Origin of the sequence: Halorubrum sp. Ea1 (genome assembly GCF_002252965.1) — an archaeon.
Taxonomy (GTDB): Archaea; Halobacteriota; Halobacteria; order Halobacteriales; family Haloferacaceae; genus Halorubrum.
This window is the reverse complement of the sequence record NZ_NHPG01000078.1, coordinates 1-3,144: the sequence shown is the minus strand read 5'-3', so window position 1 is coordinate 3,144 and position 3,144 is coordinate 1. Positions and strand designations below refer to the sequence as shown.

General features: G+C 56.9%; 2 protein-coding genes and 1 pseudogene. 2 read left to right on the top strand and 1 reads right to left on the bottom strand.

Annotated features, from left to right (window positions below; genetic code table 11):
* The first annotated feature begins 400 nt into the window (after nucleotides 1-400).
* Complete coding sequence (locus tag DJ73_RS10105) at nucleotides 401-1,273, top strand: hypothetical protein (RefSeq protein WP_094557887.1); 873 nt, start codon at nucleotides 401-403, stop codon at nucleotides 1,271-1,273.
* 624 nt (nucleotides 1,274-1,897) lie between these two features.
* Here the strand turns inward: DJ73_RS10105 and DJ73_RS20315 are convergent.
* Nucleotides 1,898-2,059: a hypothetical protein gene (locus DJ73_RS20315; RefSeq protein WP_176451115.1), complete on the bottom strand. Its 162-nt coding sequence runs from the start codon at nucleotides 2,057-2,059 to the stop codon at nucleotides 1,898-1,900.
* Nucleotides 2,060-2,096: 37 nt separating this feature from the next.
* Between DJ73_RS20315 and DJ73_RS10100 the strand changes: the two are divergent.
* Nucleotides 2,097-3,144 (top strand): annotated as a pseudogene (locus DJ73_RS10100) (hypothetical protein); the annotation flags it as partial.

The window sequence follows — 3,144 nt, the reverse complement described above, 5'->3', positions numbered from 1 at the left end:
CGTACATCCGCTGGAGCCAAGCCTGGATGTGTCTGGCGCTGAGCAAGTACCTCCAAATTGCCGAACGGAGTACGACCGAGGAAGACCCGTCGTGACTTCTCCCTCCTCCTGAGAAGCGTTAAGAGGGCCACCACGATTGTGGTATGGTTCGTGAGAAGTGTTCATTCTAGTCGCATTTGAGCCGCAACTAGTTCCGGACTCGAGCCCTATCACGCTCGGAGCATCAGAGGTTCGGCCCCTGCCTCCACGAAAGTAGGGTGGCAGAAAAATACGAGCGATACCTACCCGAGACCAAAAGATTACCTGGAATATATATAATACGTATGATGCGATATCGTTGTACTGATGATCGCTAATGTACTCCGTTAACCAACTACTAGAGGGCATGAAACACCCACGAATGGGTTTGAACGAACTCCAGCGAATCTACTACGCACGACTCGATCGAAACGAGACAAATCTGGTCGACGTGCCGAACGAGGACTGGGACTCAATGGCTATTCTCGACGCGTGCCGTTACGACGCCTTCGAACGACTCAGCGAACTTCCGGGAGCCCTCTCCAAGCGGCGATCGAAGGCGCCATCGACTGTCGAATACCTTCGGGCGAACTTCACCGAAAAGGATATGACTGACACGGTGTACGTCACCGCTAATCCGCAGTTTTATCGGATTGAAAACGGAATATACGACGTTGAACCGATCGGTTGTTCGTTCCATGAGGTTGTTAACGTCTGGAAAGATGGATGGGATGAGGACGCCCGCACGGTCCACCCCGAACGAGTCACCCAAGCGGCACTCAAGGCCGCTGAATCGTATCCGAATAAGCGGCTTTTGATCCATTACATGCAGCCGCACGCACCGTATATCGGTCCTACGGGCCGGGCGGAGCTACCGTCGGACCAGCTCAACTTCTGGGGGTCGTATAGACGAGGCCATCTTGATATCGACCTTGATGTCGCTTGGAAAGCCTACGACGAGAATCTAGAGCTCGCGCTCGAGGAGGTTAGCAAACTGATCAAAAATCTGACTGGACGCATTGTAGTTACGTCTGATCACGGAGAGCTGCTAGGCGATCGGAGTGGTCCGCTTCCTTATAGGAAGTACGGCCATCCCAAAGGTATCCATGTGCCGGAGCTTGTGGAGATCCCGTGGCTGGTGTATTCGCACGGCCCACGCCCGCGGATCACAGCAGAGGGCACGTCGGAGTCGGTTAGAGATGTCGACGAGGACATAGTCGTCGACCGACTGCGAAGTCTCGGATACGCCGAGTAAGAATTTCGACGCAGAACGGTGACGATCTAATCGTCTTAACGAGAATAAACCAAACATTTGTTGGGTTAAATTATGTTTACTCGATTCTTTTATCATGACGGCAAACGTACTCGTGGCTACCGTGAACACGGTGTCCTACTGAACGAGCGGTTAATATCGACCGTTAGGCCGACTTCCCGTAGCCTGTTCAAATCTTGAAGAAGACTTTGTCGTCGGTGACCAAGCCGGGAGCGAGCGGGGGTACGTGGTCAGCATGAAGCCGTCTGCGCGGAAATATGAGAACAATTCACCTGAGTAAAAGTACGGATGATACTGGATCTAGTTGGTCAGTGTCAGAGCGTTGGAGGAGTCGTCATCGTGCGTCCGAGTCCATCGCTTCAGTGTGTCTCTAAACGACGTTCCTAGAGTCGAAACACAGTAATATTCGAGGTCGCGGTGACTGGACCGCCAATCAGATGCATGCGTGACGCAGGTGGATCGCTGGCACGGGAACCGAGCGATATTACACTCCGATCGTCGGACGGTTCAGTTCGATATCCGCCGTTCGACCGTTTTTGCCCCGTTAGGACGCTGTTAACAATTCCGAGTCACTACCAACGACGGTCAATGAGCGTTAGTCGGGGGTCATTCGGCACGAGCGCGCCCGATGTGTGGCGCAAGCTGTTCCTCACGGTCGGCTTCGTCGCCGTCGCCGGCGACGGCGTACGAGGTATCGATATACGCGGCGACGCCGCTCCCGTTTTGGATCGGCGTCTCGATCGGATTTCTCTCCGCGGCCGTCGTCACCCTGAGGTCGTGTCGCGACAGGGTCGCGGGGTTGGCCGTGGCGCTCGGCCTGGTGACGACCGTCGCGATCGGGGCGCTGCCGGTCGTCCGCAGCTACCGGTTCTACGGACGGGCCGACCCGATGACCCACCTCGGCTGGGCGACCGAGATGTTGGCGGGACGGATGGAGTTCGGAGAGGTGTTCTACCCCGGCGGACACAGCACGACGGCGTTGCTGACGGACGCGATGGGAGTCCCGATCGAACGGGGCATGCTCCTAGTCGCCGCGCTGTACTTCGCCATGTACGCCCTGTTTATTCCGCTGATCGCGAAGGCCCTCTCGGGGAACAGAGAGATGACCGTGATCGCCGCGTTCTCGGGGTTCATGATCCTGCCGATCAACCAGATCAGCAACGGGCTGTTCTTCCACACGTACTCGATGGCGATGTGGTTCTTTCCGGTGTTCCTGTACGCCCTGGTCAAACACATCAAAAGCGAACGAGAGGTCGACTCGATCACCGATCTGCTCTTGAGCGACCTGGCGGAGGGATCGGTCCTCGACGCCGTCGGTGCGTGGAACGTCCTGCTCGCGGTGTTGGGAGTCACGCTCATCCTCATCCACCCGCAGGTGGCGTTGAACGTCATCATTCTCCTCGGGACCCTCGTGGTGTTGCACGCGGTGGTATGCAAGCGCCTCGACCTGTTCGTCTCGGACCTTCGACCCGTGTACGGAGCGTTCGTGTTTATACTGGTCTGCTGGCTCGTCTGGATCTTCCAGTTCGACCAGGTGTTTTCCGTCGGTGAACGGGTGATCGTCTCGACGTACGAGGCGATTCTCGGGACCGCTGATGCCGGTGAGTCGGTAGAAGCTCGGTACCAATCGGCGCGATCGGTCGAGGCGACCCTGCCAGAACTGTTCGTGAAACTGTTCTTGGTGCCGACCGTGTACATCGCGCTGGGATTCTCGGTGGTCGCGTACACGCTCTGGCACTCGTTCGGGGACACCGATCGGCGGAACATCTCCACAGACGTGGACCCGCTCAGCCGGTCAGTCGTCACGTATTTCGGATACGCTGGGCTCGTCCTCGGTCCGTTTTTCATCGCAC